Origin of the sequence: Roseiarcus sp. (assembly GCF_052145395.1) — a bacterium.
In the GTDB taxonomy this organism is placed as follows: domain Bacteria; phylum Pseudomonadota; class Alphaproteobacteria; order Rhizobiales; family Beijerinckiaceae; genus Roseiarcus.
In genome coordinates, this window is record NZ_JBKQOT010000109.1 from 1 (window position 1) to 3,800 (window position 3,800).

Annotated in this window: 4 protein-coding genes; all 4 read left to right on the plus strand. The window is 68.3% G+C overall.

Translation table 11 applies throughout. From position 1 onward, the window contains the following. Positions 1-332 precede the first annotated feature (332 nt). The gene (locus ACLP25_RS03860; protein WP_442467910.1) at positions 333-944 is read left to right on the plus strand and encodes an ABC transporter permease; all 612 of its coding nucleotides are present in this window, start codon (positions 333-335) and stop codon (positions 942-944) included. 2 nt (positions 945-946) lie between these two features. Next, complete coding sequence (locus ACLP25_RS03865) at positions 947-2,086, plus strand: ABC transporter ATP-binding protein (RefSeq protein WP_442467911.1); 1,140 nt, start codon at positions 947-949, stop codon at positions 2,084-2,086. Next, positions 2,083-3,228, plus strand: coding sequence for a hypothetical protein (locus ACLP25_RS03870; RefSeq protein WP_442467912.1), 1,146 nt, complete (start codon positions 2,083-2,085; stop codon positions 3,226-3,228). The genes ACLP25_RS03865 and ACLP25_RS03870 overlap by 4 nt, the downstream gene beginning before the upstream one ends. Continuing rightward, the coding region (locus ACLP25_RS03875; RefSeq protein WP_442467913.1) for a Dyp-type peroxidase at positions 3,225-3,800 on the plus strand (576 nt) is incomplete at its 3' end. The genes ACLP25_RS03870 and ACLP25_RS03875, both read left to right, overlap by 4 nt.

A 3,800-nucleotide genomic window follows, 5' to 3' on the forward strand; every position in this document is an offset into this window, starting at 1 on the left:
CGAGCTCTACGCCCAGTACAGAATTGGACTCGACGGGCCGGAAACGTCGCTGCTGGCGCTCGTGCTCGTTGGGCTCTGCCTCGCGCTGCTCGTCGCGGAGCTTCGAGTGCACGGTCGCGCCCGCTACGCGCGTGTCGGCGCAGGCACGAAACGCGCCGGCGTCCCGATGCGCCTCGGCCGGATGCGTCGGGCCCGTTCTCTGCCTGCTTTCGGCTCTGGTCCTCGCAACGCTCGGCGTTCCGGTCGGCATGGTCGTTTAATGGCTCTGCCAGCATGCGCACGCCGCCACCTCGCCGGTCGTCCCGTCGCTGACTGCGCTCATCGACGCGACTTTGAACTCCCTTGGCTTCGGCCTCGCAGGCGCCGCCGCTGCTCTCTTGATCGCCGCCCCGATCGGGTACCTGGCCGTCAGATATCCCAGCCGCTGGACGGCGCTGATCGAGCGCGCGGCGTATCTCGCCCTGGGCGCGCCCGGGATTGTCGTCGCGCTCGCGCTGATCGCCCTGACGGTCCAGTTCGTTCCGCCGCTCTATCAGAGCGTCCCGCTTCTGGCGCTCGCCTATGCAATCCTGTTCCTGCCACTGGCCCTCGTAAGCATCCGCGCGGCGCTCTCGCAGATCCCGCAACGGTTCGAGGAGGTCGCGCGATCGCTCGGCGGAAATAGTGTCTCGGTCGCCGCCCGCATCGTCTTGCCGTTGGCCGCGAGCGGGATCGGCGCCGGCGCGGCGATGGTCTTCATCTTCGTGTCGACGGAGTTGACCGCGACCCTCCTGCTTTCACCGGCGGGCACGCGCACGCTCGCGACGGAGGTCTGGGCGAACACCTCGTCACTTGCCTTTGCAGCGGCCGCCCCGTTCGCGGCGCTCATCCTCTGCCTGTCGTTCGGCTTCACGTGGCTCTTTGCCAACCGCCTCGGCAAGGCGGCTTTCGACGGCTGGAGCTGACGATGGCGCGCCTGTCCGTCTCGCAACTGACAAAGACCTTTGGCGGCAAGCCCGTCCTAAAGGGCGTCGATCTCGACGTTTTGGCGGGCTCGTTGGTCGCCGTTCTGGGCTCTTCCGGCAGCGGAAAGACGACCCTCCTGAGGCTCATCTGCGGCTTCGAACGCGCCGACTCCGGTCTGGTGGAGATCGACGGGCAAATCGTGAGCGGCGCCGGCGTCGATGCGCCGCCCGAAAGACGCCGGGTCGGTTATGTGGCGCAGGAGGGCTCGCTCTTTCCCCATCTCTCCGTGTTCGACAACGTGGCGTTCGGCCTGCCTCGGTCGGAGCGGCGCGATCGCCGGGGGGTCGAAGGGCTGCTCGCGCGCGTCGGCCTTCCCGCCGCCTACGCCGACCGCGCTCCGCACCAGCTTTCCGGAGGCGAGCAGCAGCGCGTGGCGCTGGCGCGCGCCCTGGCCCCAGCTCCGAAGCTCGTGCTGCTCGACGAGCCGTTCTCGTCGCTCGACGCGGCCTTGCGGGTCGAGACGCGCCAGGCCGTGGCGACCGCATTGGCGACATCCGGCGCCACCGCCTTGCTCGTGACCCATGACCAGTCGGAAGCGCTGGCGATGGGCTCCGAAGTCGCGGTGTTGCGCGGCGGGGTCGTCGCCCAGATCGCCACACCGGAAACGCTCTATCGCCAACCCCTCGACGTCGCGATGGCTCGGTTCGTCGGCGAAGCCGTGATCCTGCCCGGAACCGTCAAGGGAGGAGCAGCAATGTGCGCGCTTGGACGCCGGCCGCTCGCGCGCCCCGCCCCGGACGGTCCCGCCGATGTGATGGTGAGGCCCGAGCAGATCCGCTTCGTCACGACGCCAAGTGCAGAGACTCCGCGCGCGCTGGTCGTCGGCGTCACCTATTTTGGACATGACGCGAGCGTGCGTCTCGCCCTGGCCGCGGGGCCGGAGATCGTGAGCCGCGTCCCGGGCCAGCGTGCGCCGAAACGTGGGGATCAAGTTTGCCTGACCGTCGAGGGCGCGGCGATAGCCTATCCGCACGCTGCGTCCGACGCTGGATTCGGGAGCGCCGACCCGCGCTCGGCCGCAAGACTTTCCGCAAACCCGATGAGCGTCGCGGCGCTCGGAATCGAGGAGAACCTGCCATGACGATCCGAAACCCCAGCATCAGCAAGCTTCTGCGGAGCGCCGTCTGTGCAAGCGCCCTCACCGCTGCAGTCCCTTGCACCGCGGCCGTCGCCGCGCAGCCGGGAAGCTTTCTGGACAGCATCCATCGCCAGACGACCCTGACGACGACCGTCCCAGACAATGGCGACCAGAACCCTTATGCGATCGTCGTCGCCCCCGTGTCCGCCGGCGCCGTCCAGAAGGACGACGTCCTCGTCACCAACTTCAACAATGACGGCAACCTGCAGGGACTCGGCACGACGATCGTCGCCTTCGACCCGGCGACGAAGAAGCTGACGACCTTCGCCTCGCTCCCGCGCAACCTCGCGGGATGCCCTGGCGGGGTCGGACTGACGACGGCGATGACGATGCTCAAGTCCGGGTGGGTGATCGTCGGCAGCGCCCCGAGTTCGGACGGCACGACCGGAACCAAGGGGCCGGGCTGTCTGATCGTCCTCGACGCCAACGGCAAGGTCGCGAATGTCATCGCCAACGAGGCGATCAACATGCCTTGGGGCAATATGGCGACGCTCGACGAAGGCGACAGCGCTACGATCTTCGTCAGCAACACCGGTTTCGGCGTCGGATCTCCGGACGGCGACCCGCGCGTCGTCAATCAACAGACGGTCGTGCGTCTCAAGCTCTCGATCAAGGGCGGCGAGCCGCCGCAGGTCGTGAGCCAGACCGTGGTCGGCAGCGGCTTCGGCGCGCAGCCGAACAAGGATGTTTTCGTCATCGGACCGACGGGGCTCGCGGTGGGATCCGATGGGACGCTTTACGTCTCGGACGCCACCGGAAACCGCATCAACGCAATCTGGGACGCTTTGACCCGCGATCACAGCGCGGGCGTCGGACGGACCGTCACCAAGGACGGGCTGTTGCAGCGTCCGCTCGCCATGACGTGGGCGCCGAACGGGCATCTCCTCGTGACCAACGCCCAGAACGGCCAGGTGGTCGAGGTCGACCCGGCGAGCGGCGACCAGATCAAGGCGCGGTGGATCGATCCGAACAAGGCGCAGAAGCCGCCCGGCAGCGGCGACCTGTTCGGCATCGCGCTGACGCCGGCGGGCGACGGCTTCTATTTCGTCGAGGACGAGAACAATACGCTGGTCCTGGCAAAATGAGCTGCCCTTTCTCGGGACCGCGAACAGGACCATCGCGTCGAGGCCTTCTCATCGGCGCGGGAGGCGCGCTTACGAGCGTCGGGGCGGGCGCCGTTGCGCGCGCGGCGACGCTGGCCTCCGCGGACCCGGCGCAACTCCGCGAGCCATTCTTCGGCCCGCATCAGGGCGGGATCGCCACGCGCCAGCAGAGGCATAGCTATTTCGCCGCGTTCGATTGTCTCGCCAAGACCCGCGACGATCTGACCGGGATGCTGCAGCTCTGGGCCGCAGGCGCGGCGCGGATGTGCTCCGGGGACACGGCGCGCGACCTCGGTAAGGACTTGTCGGTCGAGGGGCCGGACGGCGGCTCGGCGCTCGGCCTCTCGCCATCCCGGCTCACCATTACGTTCGGCTTCGGGCCAGGCCTCTTCAGCAAGGACGGAGCGGATCGATACGGGCTTGCGGCCAAGCGGCCGGCGGCGCTGGTCGACATGCCGAAGTTCAACGGCGACCAGCTCGAAGCGGCGCTGACCGGCGGAGACCTTTCGGTCCAGGCCAGCGCCGATGATCCGATGGTGGCGTTTCACGCCGTC